Here is an 18089-nt window from a genome sequence, read left to right on the forward strand (position 1 = left end):
AAACGCTGGTTTTCTGGTCAGACCTGTATGGCCATGGATGGAACCTGTCGCAGAAGAGGTTACTTTGTCGCCAGACAGGCTTGTGCCAGAATGAAAAACAGGGTTTTCCGCCAGCAGACTGACGTGAATGGGGCAACAGTGAGCACTAAAATCGACGCGCTACATCAGCAGCTCGCACAACGCATTATGGTGTTGGATGGCGGCATGGGCACCATGATCCAGAGCTACCGACTGGAGGAAGAGGATTATCGCGGCAGCCGTTTTGCTGGCTGGCCCTGCGATCTCAAAGGCAACAACGATCTGCTGGTGTTGAGTAAACCGTCGGTGATCCGCGAGATCCACGACGCTTATCTGGCTGCCGGTGCAGATATCCTCGAAACCAACACCTTCAACGCCACGTCGATTGCGATGGCAGATTACCAGATGGAAAGCTTGTCGGCGGAGATCAATTTCGAAGCAGCCCGGCTGGCGCGCGCCTGCGCCGATGCGTGGACGGCGAAAACGCCGGATCGTCCGCGTTACGTTGCGGGTGTGCTCGGCCCGACTAACCGCACCTGCTCGATCTCACCCGACGTCAACGATCCTGCTTATCGCAACGTCACCTTTACACAGCTGGTGGAAGCCTACCGTGAATCGACCCGTGCGCTGGTGGAGGGCGGTGCTGACCTCATCATGATCGAAACGGTGTTCGATACGCTGAATGCCAAAGCGGCTGTCTATGCGGTGCAGACCGAGATGGACGCGCTGGGTGTGAAACTGCCGCTGATGATCTCCGGCACCATCACCGACGCCTCCGGCCGGACGCTCTCCGGCCAGACCACCGAAGCGTTTTACAACTCGTTGCGTCATGCCGAACCGCTCTCTTTTGGCCTGAACTGCGCGCTGGGGCCGGATGAGCTGCGTCAGTATGTGGCGGAGCTGTCGCGCATCGCCGAGGGCTACGTCACTGCCCATCCCAACGCCGGACTGCCGAACGCCTTTGGCGAATACGATCTCGATGCAGAACTGATGGCGGAGCAGATTGGTGAATGGGCCACCTCGGGCTTCCTGAACATTATTGGCGGCTGCTGTGGCACTACGCCGCAACATATTGCGGCCATGGTCGCGGCGGTTGACGGCATCGCGCCGCGCAGGTTGCCGGTGATTCCGGTGGCCTGTCGCCTCTCCGGTCTGGAGCCGCTGAACGTCACCGCAGAGTCGCTGTTTGTTAACGTCGGTGAGCGCACCAACGTCACCGGCTCAGCAAAATTTAAGCGGCTGATCAAAGAAGAGAAGTACAACGACGCGCTGGAAGTGGCACTGCAGCAGGTGCAGAGCGGCGCGCAGATCATCGACATCAACATGGATGAAGGAATGCTCGATGCCGAAGCGGCGATGGTGCGGTTTCTGAATCTGATTGCGGGCGAACCGGATATTGCCCGCGTGCCGATCATGATCGACTCCTCAAAATGGGAGGTGATTGAGAAGGGGCTGCAGTGCATTCAGGGCAAAGGGATTGTGAACTCGATTTCGATGAAAGAGGGTGAAGCGGCCTTTATCCACCATGCGCGCCAGGTGCGGCGTTACGGCGCGGCAATGGTGGTCATGGCGTTTGACGAAGTGGGCCAGGCGGATACCCGCGCCCGTAAAATAGAAATCTGTCGCCGCGCTTACCGGATTCTGACCAAACAGGTCGGCTTCCCGCCGGAAGATATCATTTTCGATCCCAACATCTTTGCGGTCGCTACGGGCATCGACGAGCACAACAACTACGCCATGGATTTCATCGGTGCCTGTGAAGACATCAAGCGTGAACTGCCCCATGCGCTGATCTCCGGCGGCGTCTCCAACGTGTCGTTTTCCTTCCGTGGCAACGACCCGGTGCGTGAAGCGATACATGCGGTGTTTCTCTACTACGCTATCCGTAACGGCATGGATATGGGCATCGTCAACGCAGGCCAGCTGGCCATCTATGACGATCTACCGGCAGAACTGCGCGAGGCGGTGGAGGATGTGATCCTCAACCGACGGGATGATGGCACTGAGCGGCTGCTGGCGCTGGCGGAAAAATACCGTGGCGGCAAAAGTGATGGTGCGCAGGACAAGCAACTCGCCGAGTGGCGCAGCTGGGACGTGGTGAAGCGGCTGGAATATTCGCTGGTCAAAGGCATCACGGAGTTCATCGAGCAGGATACCGAAGAGGCGCGTCAGCAGGTGCCACGCCCGATAGAGGTGATTGAAGGGCCGCTGATGTCCGGGATGAACGTGGTCGGCGACCTGTTCGGCGAAGGCAAAATGTTCCTGCCACAGGTGGTGAAATCGGCGCGCGTGATGAAGCAGGCGGTAGCGTATCTGGAGCCGTTTATCGAAGCCAGCAAAGAGGCGGGGCGCAGCAACGGTAAAATCGTGCTGGCCACGGTTAAAGGCGACGTGCATGACATCGGCAAGAATATCGTCGGCGTGGTGCTGCAGTGTAATAACTACGAAGTTATCGACCTTGGCGTGATGGTGCCGGGCGAGAAAATCCTCAAAACGGCGCGTGAAGTGAAGGCGGACATCATCGGCTTGTCTGGCCTGATTACGCCGTCGCTGGATGAGATGGTCAATATGGCGAAAGAGATGGAGCGGCAGGGCTTTACCTTACCGCTGCTGATTGGCGGCGCGACCACCTCGAAGGCGCATACTGCCGTCAAAATTGAACAGCACTACAGCGGCCCGACGGTCTATGTGCAGAACGCCTCTCGCACCGTTGGCGTGGTGTCGTCGCTGCTTTCCGCCACGCTGAAAGACGACTTCGTTGCCCGAACCCGCAAAGAGTATGAGACCGTGCGCATCCAGCATGCACGTAAAAAGCCACGCACGCCGCCGGTCTCGTTGCAGGCGGCGCGCGACAACGCCACGTCGATTGACTGGGAAAGCTACACGCCGCCGGTGCCGCATCGCGCTGGTGTCAGTCAGGTGGAGGCCAGCATTGCGACGCTACGGCACTACATCGACTGGACGCCGTTCTTTATGACCTGGTCGCTGGCGGGTAAATATCCCCGCATTCTTGAGGATGAGGTGGTGGGTGAAGAGGCGCAGCGTCTGTTTGCCGATGCCAGTGCGATGCTCGACAAATTGAGTGAGGAGTCGCTGCTGAAGCCGCGTGGCGTGGTCGGTATTTTCCCAGCTAACCGGGTTGGCGATGATATCCATGTTTACCGCGACGAGCGACGCGATGAAATTTTGTGTGTGAGTCATCACTTACGTCAGCAGACCGAGAAAACCGACTTCGCCAACTACTGTCTGGCGGATTTTGTTGCCCCGAAGTCAGCGGGAAAAGCGGATTACCTTGGCGCGTTCGCGGTGACCGGCGGACTGGAAGAGGATGCGCTGGCGGAGGCCTATGATCGTCAGCACGATGACTACAACAAGATCATGGTGAAAGCGCTGGCTGACCGTCTGGCGGAAGCCTTTGCTGAATACCTGCATGAGCGGGTGCGTAAGGTGATCTGGGGCTTTGCGCCCAACGAAAACCTCAGCAATGAAGAGCTGATTCGGGAGAATTATCAGGGGATACGTCCGGCGCCAGGCTATCCGGCCTGCCCGGATCACACTGAAAAAGCTGCCATCTGGCGTCTGCTGGCGGTTGAAGAGCAGACCGGCATGAAACTGACCGAATCCTTTGCCATGTGGCCGGGTGCGGCGGTGTCCGGCTGGTACTTCAGCCATCCTGACAGCCGCTATTTCGCCGTGGCGCAGATTCAGCGTGATCAGGTGGAGGATTATGCGGCACGCAAAGGAATGTCGGTCACAGAGGTGGAGCGCTGGCTGGCACCGAATCTCGGCTACGATGCAGACTAAATAAAAAAAGCGGCCTGAGGGCCGCCTGAAGGGAGATCAGCCGCACCGTACTGGTCAGCTGTAATATCGAGCTAGCACAGGAAACACGGTCAGATCGGAAAGGCGCTAAAGCCAGTCCCTGGCCGCTCGGCCCGCGCCGTCCCTGGCGCGGGACGCTTTCCTCTTCTGCCCGTGTTCCCTGCGCATCAGGCTTCTTCATTGCTGAGAGTCACCCTGACCGGGCCTGTCAGCCAACTCATGCATACAGGTGACTTCCTGAAACGCGTGCCAAAGTCAAAGCGATGGGAGCATACGCCAGGAGTAAAGCATCGCGGGCCACAGATGGCCCGCGCTGAGCATGCCACGGATGGCGTTTTTGCGTCTTTACGCAGGGCGTTTGCTCCCTGAGCCTGCTTCTGTAAACAGCGTTGAGCGGCCCGGAGGCCGCCTCTGCTTAGTTGAAGCGAGCGTCGCGATCCGACGTCAGATCATACAGCTGGTACTTACGTCCCAGCATCTGACCGCCATCACGCGTCAGCGGCACCCAGTTCACCTGCGCGCGACCGCGTGTTGGCGTCACGGTGAACAGATCCATCGGGATAGAGATATAGAAGCCTTTGGTGAAGTCGCCTTCGCCATACTCTTCAGACGACACGTTGGTTTTGGTGGCATAAACACCGACCATCACGCCGCTGTCGAAGCGCTTCGACACATCGACCGTCACGCCTTTATCTTTTGCCAGATACTGACCGACGCTGGTTTTCACCAGCACATCCTGCATGAACCACGGACGCCAGTAACCGGTCAGGTTGCCCGTTGACGCTTTGTAGCGGTTAAACTGCATCATATTGTCCCAGTCACGCTGACGGACGTAGTTGGCATCGACGCCCACCGCCCAGTTCGCATCGACCGGACGATAAAGCAACTCGCCGCCCACGCCGCCGTACATCGTCTCCAGATAGCCGCCGTAGACCTGACCATAGAAGCCGTTACCGAGGTGGCCCATATAGTTCGCCTGCAGATCGTTGACGTAGACGTTGTTCTCAACGTAGTCGCGGATATGGGTACGCACGCGCGGCAGCGAAGAGTCCGCCGGTGCGCCGTTGTAGTTGAACTTATCGTAGTTGTTGGCGAGGTTACCAAACAGACTGCCGCCCACCAGCAGGTGATCCGTCAGCCAGTAATCCGCGCTGGCCATCACGCCAACCTGATACATGTAGAAGCTTTCGGGGCCGCCCACCGACTGATTCAGCACCGGTGAGAGGCTATAGTTCAGGCGATCCTGGCGGATAAACATCCCCTGCTCGGTGTTACCCGGATCGACCGGTTCTTTGCGGGTTTGTTGCAGCGGCTGCTCATGGCCCAGTGGGTAGCCTTCCAGATCGTTACGCAGACTGGCAACTTTCGTCTCAGTAGTCACCTGCGGCATGTTAAAGCGCGACTCGGTCACATTGATGGTGTCGATGCCGTCCGGCAGGTGGTTCATGATGATGCGGTTAGCGCGATCCACCCCTTCACGGGTATCACGATACTTCGTCTGCTCGCCTGACACATACAACGTGTGGCCCTGAGTCTGAATCCGCGGACCATCAAGACCAGCGTTGTATTTCAGATCGGTCAGCTGAGTCCCGACTACCGTCGGTTCCAGCAACTGAGGCTGCGGCTGCGGATTGTAGGCCGGCTTCTCGCTGTCGATGTGCGCCTGACGCAGATCGTTGAAGTTGGTACGGATGGTGACACCAAACATAAAGGTGTTGCCGCGCTCGTAGCTGGCGTTGATGTCAGCCCAGTCGGTCACACGATAAATCGCGCCGACGTTGAGCTTGCTGCGCTGATCAAGGCGGCCAGCAAAGTCATTCTGGTAGTCGTTGCCCTCATACTCCATCTTGAGACGCAGCGGCTGCCAGGGCGTCTGATACTCCACGCCGCCGAAAAATGCTGTCGGACCGTGGAACATCTGCGAGCCATTGATGGAACCCGCTTCGCCCACCCGTGGACGCTGGCAATAGCTGTCGCTATAGGAGCAGAACGGGTTCTTCACGGTGCCGCTGTTGCCGAGATAGCCCCAGCCGAGGCCCAGGGTGAAGTCGAACGGTCCCCAGGCTTTGGTTCCCACCACATATTCACTGTCAAACAGGCCGGTACCGCCGAGATCGCGGGTTCCCACCGCCACTTCCGGCAGCCAGAAGCCTTCCTGCCACAGACGCAGTTTCAGGTCGAAGGCTTTATCTTTATAGCTCTGCGTGCCGCTGAATTCTGACACTGCACTGTACTGCCGGGTGCGCACGTCGGTATAACGCACGGTCGTCTCCAGCCAGGGAAAGAGCTGCAGTGACGCAGAGTAATAGCGGTACTGATCGTTGTCGCGCGCATTGAGGCTGAACTCGCCTTCTTTGGCCATGCGCGCCGTCGGCACCTGCATCAGGCCCACACCACCGAAATCAGATTGTGACGGGCCCACCGGCGCGGGGAAGGTGTCGGCCTGCGCCTGACAGGCTGCCGCCACGGAAACAGCCAACAGGCTGAAGAGATAACGTTTTTTCATCAGTCTGGTATCCGGTGAGTCAGTACGGAAAGAATGCGATCGTTCAGATCTTCATAGCTGCCTGGCAGGCTCCATGAGGAAAAGCCGAGCCAGATAACGCTGCCTGGCTCCACTTCCGCGTGGCGATGATTCCAGTAAGCAACCGGCACCTGCTGTGTGGCGCCGGAAGGCGAAATCACCGTGACAAAATTGCGTTCTGCGCCGGAGAGTGACGGGTGACCCTCCAGATAGTCGCGTACTGATTTACCCGGCTGCCAGCTCACTTTGCCTGCGCCGCTTAATGCGCCGAGCAGCAGCACTGAATCGGATGGCGTCTGCAGCCAGAGGTCATAGCTGCCTTCCAGCCGACGGTTGTCCGCCGGATGGAGACGGATCCAGTCCGGGTCAAGCGGGGTGAACTGACGACCTGTCACGTTGATGGCGCTCAGCTGGCGGATGACCTCATCAATAGCCGCCGCCCGATCGCCGCTGCTGTCAGCACGCCAGGCACGTAAAGCACCCAGCGTCTGTTGATATTGCTGCTGTGCGACGGCGCTGGCACCGCGCTCGGCAATAACGGTACGGCGCCAGTCCGTGTTGGCCTGCAGCGGAGGCAGTGTCACCAGCTGTGAGAGATCCGCGATCTGGCTCAGCTCAGCCTGACCGCCGTTGTGCGGTGCATGAACGATAACCTGCGCAGTCGCCTGCGCTTCTGCGGCGCTGAGCAGGCTCAGCCCGGCCAGCAAAATAGTGATTTTTTTCATGATTTCGCCGGCTTCAGAATAGTGATATCGACAGGGAAGGCATCGGCCGCCAGCATCTGATGGGCCTGCACCACATCACCGCTGCTGTTGTCGATCCAGAAGGTGTTTTCCCACTCGCGGTTACTGCTGTCGATGCTTACCTGCTCATGCCAGACACGGCACGGGATACGGTTGCCCGCCACGGTCAGCACTTCGTCGGTGCCGCGCTGGAAGGTGGAACGCACGGTCGCGCCGCGAACCTTGCCCTGCTCGGTCCACTGCACGATGCGGGTCCAGCCTGCGCCATTGCTGATATGCAGGCTGTCAGCAAGCGGATCCTGTTGCAGATTGCTGACGCTCAGCAGGTTATCCGGTAAGCCCAGGGTTTTAACCAGGCGGCCGTGCTGTGTCACCAGCATCGCCTGATCCTGCGTCACCCATTTCTGCTGCCCCTTCTCGCTGTAGCCCAGCACCACAAAAATGCGCGGACCGTCATTCAGACGAGCATAGAGACTGGCATAGGGAAGATTGTTGACCTGTTGATCGGTGACGGTCACGTCATCCGGACCGTTAACCGCGAGCAGCAGGGTCTGTTCAAGACCTTTTTGCGTTTGTGTACAGGCCTGCAGCAGCAGGCAAGCGAGCAGCAGAGGAAGTCGGCGCACTGTGTGTCCCTGATAAGTCATGCCAAAGTAAAAAATAACCACACAGGCGTGTGGTTATGTTTAAAGGTGCTCTGCCCGTCACGGCTGGCTGCAGAGATACAGGTTACAAGGCTCAGCGTCATCACTTAACGAAGTCAGTGATTCAGCCTCGGCCCGTTTGCTGCACATCAGCAATCAGACGGGAGTCGGGCATCCATCAACGAGTGGTGCTCGTCGTGGTCGTGGTTGTTGTACCGGTATTTGCACCGTCACCACCGCCAGAAGCAGCAATGCCGAGCCCGACCAGCGCGCCAAGTGCGCCGATACCCACAGCTGTGGACGTGCCAGCAGAGATTGCTCCCGCCTGCGCGCCAGCTGCAGTACCTGCTTCACCTGCTTCCTGCGGCGCAGCAAATGCGCTGGAAGAAGCGGCAACGAGGATCAGGGCTGCACCGGCAACCATAGTTTTTTTCATAACAACGTTTCCTGCATTGAGTGAATGAAGGATCTCTGACCGGCGACAATGGCAATACAGACAGGCTGCAACCAGAGCGACGGACAGTCCCATTGCGGGCGCGTTCATTATAGGGCAACAAAATATCAGAGTTCAGTGCCATAAAAACCAGGGCAAATAGCGGGGTGATTGCGTGATTTAATCAGCTGTATTGGGGATAACTACTTTTTATATCGGAGTTTTTCCGGTTGATACCCTATATTTCGCTACGGGTGAGGTAATTGCAAAGCGGAATGTTCTTTTTTAGTTATATCTGGTACGGAATAAGAATAATCAGAATTTACTCAGAAGGGCTTAAATTAAATATGACTATAAATCAACAGCTAACCCTGCGTACCGCCTGTTTTCAGATCCATTTTATACTGGACGCCACTCTGTTTTATCACCAGATGTTCAGAATTATCTTAGGGTATTTTAAGACTTTTCCCGCGCTGGCGTGAATGACAGAATCGATAATCAGGTCATCCGGATGGAAAAAGAGACAAAAAAAGGCGGCAACGTTGCCGCCCGATGAAATTAACGCCGATTAACGCCAGGATTTATAGCGGTTAATTAAGGCATTAGTGGAACTGTCATGAGAGGTAATTTCGTCCTCATTTTCCAGTTCCGGCAGAATACGGTTCGCCAGCTGCTTACCTAATTCCACACCCCACTGATCAAAGGTGAAGATATTCAGGATGGCACCCTGCGTGAAGATTTTGTGCTCGTACAGCGCAATCAGCGCGCCCAGGCTGTACGGCGTAATCTCACGCAGCAGGATGGAGTTAGTCGGGCGATTACCTTCAAACACCTTGAACGGCACAATGTGGGCCACAGATTCTGCAGATTTGCCGGCATCGGTAAACTCTTTCTCCACGACGTCGCGTGACTTACCAAACGCCAGCGCTTCGGTCTGGGCAAAGAAGTTAGAGAGCAGTTTTGGATGGTGGTCCGCCAGCGCGTTATGAGTAATAGCCGGCGCAATAAAGTCACACGGAACCAGTTTAGTACCCTGATGGATCAGCTGATAAAACGCATGCTGACCGTTAGTGCCGGGTTCGCCCCAGATAATAGGGCCCGTCTGGTAGTCCACCGGGTGACCGTCGCGATCCACATACTTGCCGTTTGACTCCATATTTCCCTGCTGGAAATAGGCGGCAAAGCGGTGCATGTACTGGTCGTAAGGCAGAATCGCTTCGGTTTCGGCACCAAAGAAATTGTTGTACCAGATACCAATCAGCGCCAGCAGCACCGGCAGGTTCTGTTCAGCCGGGGTGGAGGCGAAGTGCTGGTCCATGGCATGTGCGCCGCTCAGCAGCTGCTCGAAGTTATCGAAACCAATCGAGAGAATGATCGACAGGCCGATCGCTGACCACAGTGAATAGCGGCCGCCAACCCAGTCCCAGAATTCAAACATGTTATTGGTGTCGATACCGAATTCACCCACTGCTTTGGCATTGGTCGACAGTGCAGCAAAGTGTTTCGCTACATGCTGCTGATCGTCTGCGGTTTTCAGGAACCAGTCACGCGCGCTGTGGGCGTTGGTCATGGTTTCCTGAGTCGTGAAGGTCTTCGATGCAACCAGGAACAGGGTGGTTTCCGGGCTGAGATCTTTCAGCGTTTCGGCGATGTGGGTGCCGTCAACGTTGGAGACAAAATGCATATTCAGATGGTTTTTGTACGGGCGCAGCGCTTCCGTCACCATAAACGGGCCAAGGTCGGAGCCGCCGATACCGATGTTCACTACGTCGGTGATCGCTTTACCGGTATAGCCTTTCCATTCGCCGCTGATGATGCGCTCTGAGAAGCCTTTCATCTTGTCCAGCACGGCATTGACCTCTGGCATCACATCTTTGCCATCCACCAGAATCGGCGTGTTACTCCGGTTACGCAGTGCGACGTGCAGCACCGCACGATCTTCGGTGCGGTTAATCTTCTCACCCGAGAACATAGACTTAATGGCACCGCTGAGATCGGTCTCTTTGGCCAGCGCCTGTAACTTATCGAGGGTTTCCTGGGTGATGCGGTTTTTGGAGAAATCCACCAGCATCTGATCATCAAAGGTGGCAGAGAATTTGGCAAAACGATCGGCATCCTGAGCGAACAGATCGGCAATTTCTACCGATTTCATCTGCTCAAAATGCTGTTGCAGCGCTTTCCAGGCTGCGGTTTGTGTCGGATTGATATTTTTCATGGCAACACTCTTGTTGATATTAAGAACCGTCATTCCATCGGAGGCACATCATGCCCGTTTAGCGTTTCAGTATGACCACACTTGTAACTGAAAGGAAAAATTTTGTCAGCGCACGCCGCGCAGGCGAGGTGAACGCTGCGATCTGACGTCAGCATTCACTGGCGCGAACAGCCTGCGGATGGCAGCAGTATCACGCGCTAAAGTGTGACGCGAAAGTCTGCGCAAAACGTTGTGCCGTGTCAGGGATTGTTGCAGGGGCTGAACCCATTAAGCACTGTAGCCGCTGCGGCGCAGGGTCATTTGTTTTCTGATGCGGCTCTCCGGCCATCGCTGACATTGACAGCAGGTCCAGAAAAGGCTAGATCTATGCGCCTACTTGCGCACCTGTGTGCAAGCCAGAAGAGGCGCGTCGCCCAGGCAGTGTGTTGGAGGAACCGTATCCGGTGAAAACACATCATGGGGAGCGACGCCGAGGTGGGTCAGCACGCGGTGTGTTGCCTGTCGGCTACAGGGGCTGAATCCTCTGGGTTGTCACCAGAAACGTCTGCAGTCGACGTTTTGCAAGGTGGGGCGCTTCTGGGTGACTCGTCTATCCGATCTTGTCCGCCCGTTTCTGCTCTTTCCTTGTGCCTGGCTGAAAGCATGTTTCTCGACCCTTTCATCGGCGAGAACAAGATAACCTGACACGAGGTCCTACATGTTTCAAACTCTGATAGTGGCAAAATTTGGCGGCACCAGCGTAGCCGATTTTGAAGCGATGAACCGCAGCGCCGATGTGGTGTTGCAGGACGCCAGCACGCGTCTGGTGGTGCTCTCTGCCTCGGCAGGCATTACCAATCTTCTGGTTGCGCTGGCTGAAGGCCAGCAGGCACCCCAGCGCGCTGCTCTGCTTGATGATATCCGCCGTATCCAGTACGCCATCGTCGATCGCCTGCAGCGTCCGGACGTGATCCGCGATGAAATCGATCGGATGCTCGACAATATCAGCATGCTCTCAGAAGCGGCGTCACTCGCCACCTCAAATGCCCTGACCGATGAACTGGTCAGCCACGGCGAGCTGATGTCTTCACTGCTGTTTGTTGAAATTCTGCGTGAACGTCAGGTGAATGCAGAGTGGTTTGATGTTCGCAAAGTGATGCGCACCGACGATCATTTTGGCCGCGCAGTCCCGGATGTCCAGGTGCTGGCGGAGCAGGCGACGGCGCAGTTGCAGCCGCGCATTGAGCAGGCGCTGGTGATTACCCAGGGCTTCATCGGCAGTGAAAGCGAAGGGCGTACCACCACTTTAGGGCGTGGCGGCAGTGACTACACCGCCGCGCTGCTGGGCGAAGCGCTGAATGCGGCGCGAGTCGATATCTGGACGGATGTGCCGGGTATCTATACCACCGATCCACGCGTGGTGCCGACGGCGAAGCGTATTGATGAAATCACCTTCGAAGAAGCCGCTGAGATGGCGACGTTTGGTGCCAAGGTATTGCATCCGGCGACGTTGCTGCCCGCCGTGCGCCGGGGTATTCCGGTCTTCGTCGGTTCCAGCAAGGATCCGGCCGCAGGCGGTACCCGCGTCTGCAACGAAACCCGCAATCCGCCGCTGTTCCGGGCGCTGGCGTTACGTCGTAAGCAGACGCTGTTAACGCTGCACAGCCTAAACATGCTGCATACGTTTGGTTTCCTCGCCGAACTGTTTAACATTCTGGCGCGTCATAACGTCTCCGTTGACCTGATCACCACCTCCGAAGTGAGCGTGGCGCTGACGCTGGACACCACCGGATCGACCTCAACCAGCGCCAGTCTGCTGACGCAGGCGCTGCTGACTGAACTCTCGTCGCTGTGCCGGGTAGAAGTGGAGGAAGACCTGGCGCTGGTGGCGATTATCGGCAATGAGCTGTCAAAAGCCTGCGGTGTCGGCAAAGAGGTGTTTGGTGTGCTCGACCCGTTCAACCTGCGGATGATTTGCTATGGGGCCAGCAGCTACAATCTCTGCTTCCTGGTGCCGGGCAACGACGCGGAAAGCGTAGTCCGTACGCTGCACCGCAATCTGTTCGAGTAAATTTATCTGCTGTTCAGGCCGCGTCTGCGCGGCCTGAACAGCGGCAAAAAAACTTCACTTCGTTCTGATCCTCCGCTGGTTTCTTTTTCCCAGATAATTTAATTAATCCAAAGGCTTATTGCCCACTATTGCCAAATGGCAACCCCTTTCTTTGCGCATTTCGTGTACCGGCGTTGCGCTCTCTTTCCTCAGATTTATAATCCCGCCGCTGAATCAATTCACCCAAATTTAGGAAATATCATGAAAAGGTTAGTCGCAGAGGCGCTGGGGACTTTTGTACTGGTCGCAGGCGGTTGTGGTAGTGCCGTACTGTCAGCGGCGTTCCCGGAACTCGGCATTGGCTTCATGGGCGTCGCGCTGGCTTTCGGTCTGAGCGTACTGGTCATGGCGTATGCGGTCGGTCATATCTCGGGCGGTCATTTTAATCCGGCGGTCACTCTGGGATTAGTGGCAGGCGGACGTTTCTCCGCCTCGCAGGCCATTCCTTACATCATCGCGCAACTGGTAGGCGGCATTGCTGCTGGCGCGGTGCTTTATCTGATCGCCAGCGGTAAAGGCGACTTCAGCGCAGCGGCCAGCGGCTTTGCGGCGAACGGCTACGGCGAACACTCGCCGGGCGGCTTCAGTTTGCAGGCAGGCATGATCACTGAGGTCGTGATGACGGCTATCTTCCTGATTGTGATCATGGGCGCGACCAGCGAACGCGCGCCAAAAGGCTTTGCGCCGATCGCGATTGGGCTGGCGTTAACCCTAATCCACCTGATCAGCATTCCGGTGACTAACACTTCTGTTAACCCGGCACGCAGCACCGCAGCAGCCCTCTTCCAGGGCGACTGGGCGATCGCTCAGCTGTGGATGTTCTGGTTGATGCCGATTATCGGCGCTGTGATTGGTGGTTTGATCTACCGCGGTTTAGAGGATAAAGCAGCGTAATTTCGTCGATATTCAGCGGATCGGCAGCAGTCGATCCGCATTTTCCTGCCTCGCCCCATCTTCGCCTTACGCCATGATAATGAAGTGTTATGATCCCGGCCTCGTCACGGCAGTCGTTCCTGCATGATGACGCTCTATGGCAAATCTGCACTAAACATAACATTCTTATAAGGAAGTCTGGCTATGCTCGCCACGTTAACCCGCCTGTTCCCGCTCTGGGCCGTGCTGCTGTCTGTCGCCGCTTATTACTCTCCAGGTACCTTTCTCGGCATCGGACCCTGGGTCACTTATCTGCTGATGCTGATTATGTTCGGCATGGGCGTGACCCTGAATATCGACGATTTCAAACGGGTGCTGACCCGGCCTGCGCCGGTGATTGCCGGCACCTTTCTGCACTATCTGGTGATGCCGTTAGCCGCCTGGGGGCTGGCAAAACTGTTTCATATGCCGCCCGATCTGGCCGCCGGTATGATTCTGGTCGGCTCAGTTGCCAGCGGCACCGCCAGCAACGTGATGATCTATCTGGCGAAAGGCGATGTGGCGCTGTCGGTAACCATTTCTTCCGTCTCTGCGCTGGTGGGCGTGTTCGCTACGCCGCTGTTAACCCGCTTTTATGTGGATACCCACATTCAGGTTGATGTGGTGGGCATGCTGCTGAGCATCGTGAAGATCGTCGTGATCCCGATTAGTCTTGGACTGATCATTCATCACAGCATGAACAGCGTGGTTCGCCGGGTGGAGCCGTGGCTGCCTGCGTTTTCGATGGTCTGCATTCTGCTGATCATCAGCGCGGTAGTGGCGGGCAGTCAGGGCTTTATCGGGTCGGTGGGTCTGATGGTGATCGCGGCGGTGATCCTGCATAACGCGATTGGTCTGCTTGGCGGCTACTGGGGCGGCAAACTGTTTGGCTTTGATGAGTCAACCTGCCGTACGCTGGCGCTGGAGGTCGGCATGCAGAACTCCGGTCTGGCGGCGACGCTGGGCAAACTCTACTTCTCGCCGCTGGCGGCATTGCCGGGCGCACTCTTCTCGGTGTGGCACAACCTGTCAGGTTCGTTGCTGGCGGGTTACTGGTCCGGAAAGCCGATTAAGAAGAAGTAACCGTGGCGGCGCATTATTGCGATGCGCCGCTTCTCACTGCTGTTGCGCCGGACGAGTGCTCTGGCGTAACTGTCTGTTCACACCCCTTATTCATAATCCCGTTCATCGTCGGGCTGGTCCAGCACAGTATAGGCCACGCTGCAGAACAGGGAATTCAGGCGCTTCATGTCGCCGAGTAAACCGAGGTGCAGCGAGCTGGTTTCAATGCTCTGCACGTTCTGCTGATGCAGGCGATCAACGTGGGCGTGAGAGTAGCGACGAATCATCAGGCGGAAGCGATGTTTTGCGCGGCGCAGACGTCTGGCGCTGGTGACATCGTGCGAAAGAAAGACTGACAGGCTCATTCTGAGGTTGGCGATCAACAGTTCCTGCAGCTCCTGCAGCTCCTTTAATCCCTCGGCAGAAAACGCGCGGCCCGCTGCCAGCGACTTGTCAGCGACATCGCCGCTCATCCGCTCAATAATGTCACCGGCCTGCTCCAGATTCAGCGACATCTCAATAATTTCGCCCCAGCGGCGCGAATCCTCTTCGGGCAGATCCTCTTTGGGCATCCGCGCCAGATAGAGTTTGATGGCGGTATAAAGCACATCGACATCATCATCCAGCCGACGCACCGTGCGCTCCTCGCGGGACTCACCATGCACCACTTTATTAAACGCTTCCAGCATCTGCTCCAGCACGTCACCCATGCGCAGCGCTTCGCGGGCGGCATTCACCAGCGCCAGCGCCGGGGTGTCCAGCGCGCTGCGATCGAGATGCTTTGGCTTAAGCTGCAGCGCGTTGTCGACGTCGTCAGCAATGAGTCGACGGCAAAGGCGCGCCATCAGGTCCGCAAACGGCACCATCGCCACGCAGCGGATCAGGTTGTAAAACACATGGAAGAAAATCACTAACTCTTCATCGTTGACCGGCAGCTTATCGAGCCAGGTCGCCACAATATCGACAAACGGCAGGATCAGGACGCAGCCAATGAACTTGAACAGCAGGCTGCCGAGCGCAACGCGCTTACCGGCGGCATTCGAGCCGCTGGCGTTGATCATCGCCAGCAGACCGCTACCGAGATTGGCACCAATCACCAGACAGAGCGCGACCTTGAACGAAATCACGCCGGTGGCAGTCAGTGTCGCGGTGATCAGCACCGCGGCCAGACTGGAGTAACTGATAATGGCAAACACTGCGCCCAGCAGCGCATCAAGCATCACGTCGCCGGTCAGGCTGGAGAAGAGTACCTGCACGCCCGCGGCCTGAGTAATCGGACGCGCCGCTTCGACAATCAGCTGCAGCGCCAGCAATATCAGGCCCAGGCCGATACTGGCACGGCCTAACTGACCGGCGCGGGTCTGCTTGCGGCTGAGGAAGAACACCACACCAAAGAAGATAAACAGCGGTGAGAGCCAGGAGAGGTCAAAGGTCAGGATGCGCGCCATGATGGCGGTACCAACATCCGCGCCCAGGATCACCACCAGCGCAGGCGTCAGGCTGACCAGATTCTGTGCCACAAACGAGGTGACCAGCAACGTCGTGGCATTGCTGCTCTGTACCAGCGTAGTCACGCCGAGACCCGCCAGAAACGCCATCGGTTTTTTTTCTATACTGCGGCTCAGCACGCGGCGCAGATCGGCACCGTAAACCCGCATGATGCCGGTTCGCACGATATGTGTGCCCCAGACCAGCAGGGCCACTGCAGAAAGCAGATTAAGCAGAGTTAACACGGGGTATCGCTCCTCGTTTGTCAGGCTTCAAACAGCACAGACTGCCAGCCTGACAGCAAGAGCAATCTGTGAAGGGGATTGCCGTGCTATGCGTGATTTTTTCCTGTGTTTTAAGCCACCTGGCGCAAAGTCGACAGCTCTAATTGTAGACCAATCTGCCTGCCAGCGGGGTGCAAATCCGCCGCTGATCGGTTCAGCACATCGACCGAAAGCTCCACGTCATGCGCCCGGATACGGTAGCGGATGACGTTACCCAGCAGGCTGTGGCTGAGGATTTCTGCAGGAATCCCCTGGCCCGGCGCGATAAACAGCATCGACTCCGGGCGAATGGCGACCTGGCTGTGGAAAGGCTGGCCGGTCAGCCGCGTCGCCTGCTCGGCACTCAGCAGGTTGTAGTTGCCGATAAATCCGGCAGCAAAGAGATCGACCGGCTGGGTATAGAGCGCTTCGGCATCGCCGTTCTGCACAATTTTGCCCCGGTTCATCAGCACAATGCGGTCGGAGAGCGTCAGCGCCTCCTCCTGATCGTGGGTGACGAAGAGGGTGGTGAGATTCAGCTCGCGCTGAATGCGCCGGATTTGATCGCGCAGATGGCGACGGATGCGCGCATCCAGCGCCGACAGCGGCTCATCCAGCAGCAGCAGACGCGGACGCGTCACCAGTGAACGCGCCAGCGCCACGCGCTGACACTGGCCGCCTGACAGCTGATGCGGATAACGACGCGCATAGTCACTGAGTTCCACCAGTTCCAGCACCTCCAGCACCCGCTGGCGGATCTGTGCCTCGGGCAGCTTCTGCATCTTCAGGCCAAACGCGACGTTCTTCTCCACCGTCATGTTGGGAAACAGCGCATAGCTCTGGAACACCATGCCAATGGCGCGTTTCTGCGGGGCCAGCGGCACGATATCCTTGCCCTCCAGCCTGATTTCACCGCTGTCGACGCCGGTTAATCCCGCCAGACAGCGCAGCAGCGTCGATTTGCCGCAGCCGCTGGGGCCGAGCAGGGTGACAAACTCTCCTTCGACGGCGCTGAAATCGATCTGCTCAAAAATCGGCGTCGGTCCATAAGACTTGTTCAGCTCTCTGACCTCAAGGTAACTCATATTCAGCCTCGTTCAGGATTCAGGGCGTTGGCCAGCCAGGTGACCAGCAACACCACAAAGAAGTAGGAGATCACCAGCGCGCTGGTGAAGTGACCGCTGCCGTTGCGCATGTTGAAGAGGTAAACCTGCAGGGTTTCATAGCGGTTGCCGACCAGCAGGTTAGCGAAGACAAACTCACCAATCAGAAAGGAGAACGAGAGCAGCACGGCAATCAGCATCCCCTTGCGCAGGTTAGGCAGCACCACCCACAGCGCCGCCTGCCAGGTGCTGGCACCCAGCAGCTGTGCAGCATCAATCAGCTCTTTAAGGTTGATCGCCTGCATATTGTTCGCCAGCGCCCGGTAGATAAAGGGCAGTGCGATAGTGAAATAGCAACCGATTAAGATCCATGGCGTGCCGGTCAGCATCAGCGGTGACGAAGAGTAGAGCTGGAGTAATCCCACAGATGACACCACCGGCGGCACGGCAAAAGGCATCAGGATCAGGATGTTCATCACCGCATCCAGTCGGGGAAAGTAGTAAGCGATTACAAACATGGCAGGCAGCACCAGCACCAGCGAGAACAACAGCGCACCAAAGCAAATCAGCAGCGAATGGCCCAGCGCCGTCAGAAAACGTGAGTCGCTCCAGAGCTGAATGAACCACTTCAGGCTGTATCCCTGCGGCAGAATGGTATTGCTCCAGTCGGACGAAATCGCATAGAGCAGCGTCGCCAGCAACGGCAGCGCCAGCAGAGTAAAGAGTAACCCGACCATGATCCGGTGATAGAGATGCTCAGCACGTGACATGAC

At 57.2% G+C, this 18089-nt stretch carries 12 protein-coding genes and 1 riboswitch; of the genes, 4 read left to right on the top strand and 8 right to left on the bottom strand.

Going from position 1 to position 18089, the window contains the following annotated elements; genetic code table 11:
* The first annotated feature begins 138 nt into the window (after window positions 1-138).
* On the top strand, window positions 139-3822 hold the full coding sequence (gene metH / locus FA92_RS18975; protein ID WP_033784701.1) for a methionine synthase: 3684 nt from the start codon (window positions 139-141) through the stop codon (window positions 3820-3822).
* A 433-nt stretch (window positions 3823-4255) separates the two neighbouring features.
* Here metH and FA92_RS18980 read toward each other — a convergent pair whose 3' ends face one another.
* From FA92_RS18980 to pgi, 5 genes are all read right to left on the bottom strand, one after another.
* Window positions 4256-6346 (bottom strand): YjbH domain-containing protein, encoded by a 2091-nt coding sequence (locus FA92_RS18980; RefSeq protein ID WP_013359754.1) that lies wholly within the window; start codon window positions 6344-6346, stop codon window positions 4256-4258.
* Window positions 6346-7089 (bottom strand): capsule biosynthesis GfcC family protein, encoded by a 744-nt coding sequence (locus FA92_RS18985; RefSeq protein WP_033784457.1) that lies wholly within the window; start codon window positions 7087-7089, stop codon window positions 6346-6348. The genes FA92_RS18980 and FA92_RS18985 overlap by 1 nt, the downstream gene beginning before the upstream one ends.
* Complete coding sequence (locus FA92_RS18990) at window positions 7086-7733, bottom strand: YjbF family lipoprotein (protein ID WP_013359756.1); 648 nt, start codon at window positions 7731-7733, stop codon at window positions 7086-7088. The genes FA92_RS18985 and FA92_RS18990 overlap by 4 nt, the downstream gene beginning before the upstream one ends.
* A gap of 196 nt (window positions 7734-7929) precedes the next feature.
* Window positions 7930-8187: an exopolysaccharide production protein YjbE gene (gene yjbE, locus FA92_RS18995; RefSeq protein WP_013359757.1), complete on the bottom strand. Its 258-nt coding sequence runs from the start codon at window positions 8185-8187 to the stop codon at window positions 7930-7932.
* A 565-nt stretch (window positions 8188-8752) separates the two neighbouring features.
* Entirely contained in the window at window positions 8753-10399 is a 1647-nt protein-coding gene (pgi, locus tag FA92_RS19005; RefSeq protein ID WP_033784459.1) for a glucose-6-phosphate isomerase, read from the bottom strand.
* A gap of 391 nt (window positions 10400-10790) precedes the next feature.
* A riboswitch (Lysine riboswitch) is annotated at window positions 10791-10983 on the top strand.
* A gap of 113 nt (window positions 10984-11096) precedes the next feature.
* Here pgi and lysC point away from each other — a divergent pair.
* The 3 genes from lysC to panS all read left to right on the top strand — a co-directional run bounded on the left by lysC (window position 11097) and on the right by panS (window position 14483).
* Window positions 11097-12449 carry a lysine-sensitive aspartokinase 3 gene (gene lysC / locus FA92_RS19010; RefSeq protein WP_033784460.1) on the top strand — a complete coding sequence of 451 codons (1353 nt, stop codon included), beginning with the start codon at window positions 11097-11099 and terminating at the stop codon, window positions 12447-12449.
* A 237-nt stretch (window positions 12450-12686) separates the two neighbouring features.
* Window positions 12687-13382: an aquaporin Z gene (aqpZ, locus tag FA92_RS19015; RefSeq protein WP_304622266.1), complete on the top strand. Its 696-nt coding sequence runs from the start codon at window positions 12687-12689 to the stop codon at window positions 13380-13382.
* Window positions 13383-13565: 183 nt separating this feature from the next.
* Complete coding sequence (panS, locus tag FA92_RS19020; RefSeq protein ID WP_003855809.1) at window positions 13566-14483, top strand: ketopantoate/pantoate/pantothenate transporter PanS; 918 nt, start codon at window positions 13566-13568, stop codon at window positions 14481-14483.
* An 86-nt stretch (window positions 14484-14569) separates the two neighbouring features.
* Here the strand turns inward: panS and FA92_RS19025 are convergent, their stop codons facing one another.
* The 3 genes from FA92_RS19025 to FA92_RS19035 all read right to left on the bottom strand — a co-directional run bounded on the left by FA92_RS19025 (window position 14570) and on the right by FA92_RS19035 (window position 18086).
* Window positions 14570-16195: a Na/Pi cotransporter family protein gene (locus FA92_RS19025; RefSeq protein WP_013359762.1), complete on the bottom strand. Its 1626-nt coding sequence runs from the start codon at window positions 16193-16195 to the stop codon at window positions 14570-14572.
* A 110-nt stretch (window positions 16196-16305) separates the two neighbouring features.
* Window positions 16306-17298 (bottom strand): ABC transporter ATP-binding protein, encoded by a 993-nt coding sequence (locus tag FA92_RS19030; RefSeq protein WP_033784461.1) that lies wholly within the window; start codon window positions 17296-17298, stop codon window positions 16306-16308.
* A 2-nt stretch (window positions 17299-17300) separates the two neighbouring features.
* Window positions 17301-18086, bottom strand: a complete 786-nt coding sequence (locus tag FA92_RS19035; protein ID WP_013359764.1) for an ABC transporter permease — start codon at window positions 18084-18086, stop codon at window positions 17301-17303.
* Window positions 18087-18089 lie beyond the last annotated feature (3 nt).

It is taken from the genome of Pantoea sp. 9140, assembly GCF_000745295.1.
GTDB classification, from domain to species: Bacteria; Pseudomonadota; Gammaproteobacteria; order Enterobacterales; family Enterobacteriaceae; genus Pantoea; species Pantoea vagans.

Coding starts and splice junctions, on each gene's coding strand:
- FA92_RS18980 (WP_013359754.1), bottom strand. CDS start 6,346: ATGAAAAAACGTTATCTCTTCAGCCTGTTGGCTGTTTCCGTGGCGGCA.
- FA92_RS18985 (WP_033784457.1), bottom strand. CDS start 7,089: ATGAAAAAAATCACTATTTTGCTGGCCGGGCTGAGCCTGCTCAGCGCC.
- yjbE (WP_013359757.1), bottom strand. CDS start 8,187: ATGAAAAAAACTATGGTTGCCGGTGCAGCCCTGATCCTCGTTGCCGCT.
- pgi (WP_033784459.1), bottom strand. CDS start 10,399: ATGAAAAATATCAATCCGACACAAACCGCAGCCTGGAAAGCGCTGCAA.
- lysC (WP_033784460.1), top strand. CDS start 11,097: ATGTTTCAAACTCTGATAGTGGCAAAATTTGGCGGCACCAGCGTAGCC.
- panS (WP_003855809.1), top strand. CDS start 13,566: ATGCTCGCCACGTTAACCCGCCTGTTCCCGCTCTGGGCCGTGCTGCTG.
- FA92_RS19030 (WP_033784461.1), bottom strand. CDS start 17,298: ATGAGTTACCTTGAGGTCAGAGAGCTGAACAAGTCTTATGGACCGACG.
- FA92_RS19035 (WP_013359764.1), bottom strand. CDS start 18,086: ATGTCACGTGCTGAGCATCTCTATCACCGGATCATGGTCGGGTTACTC.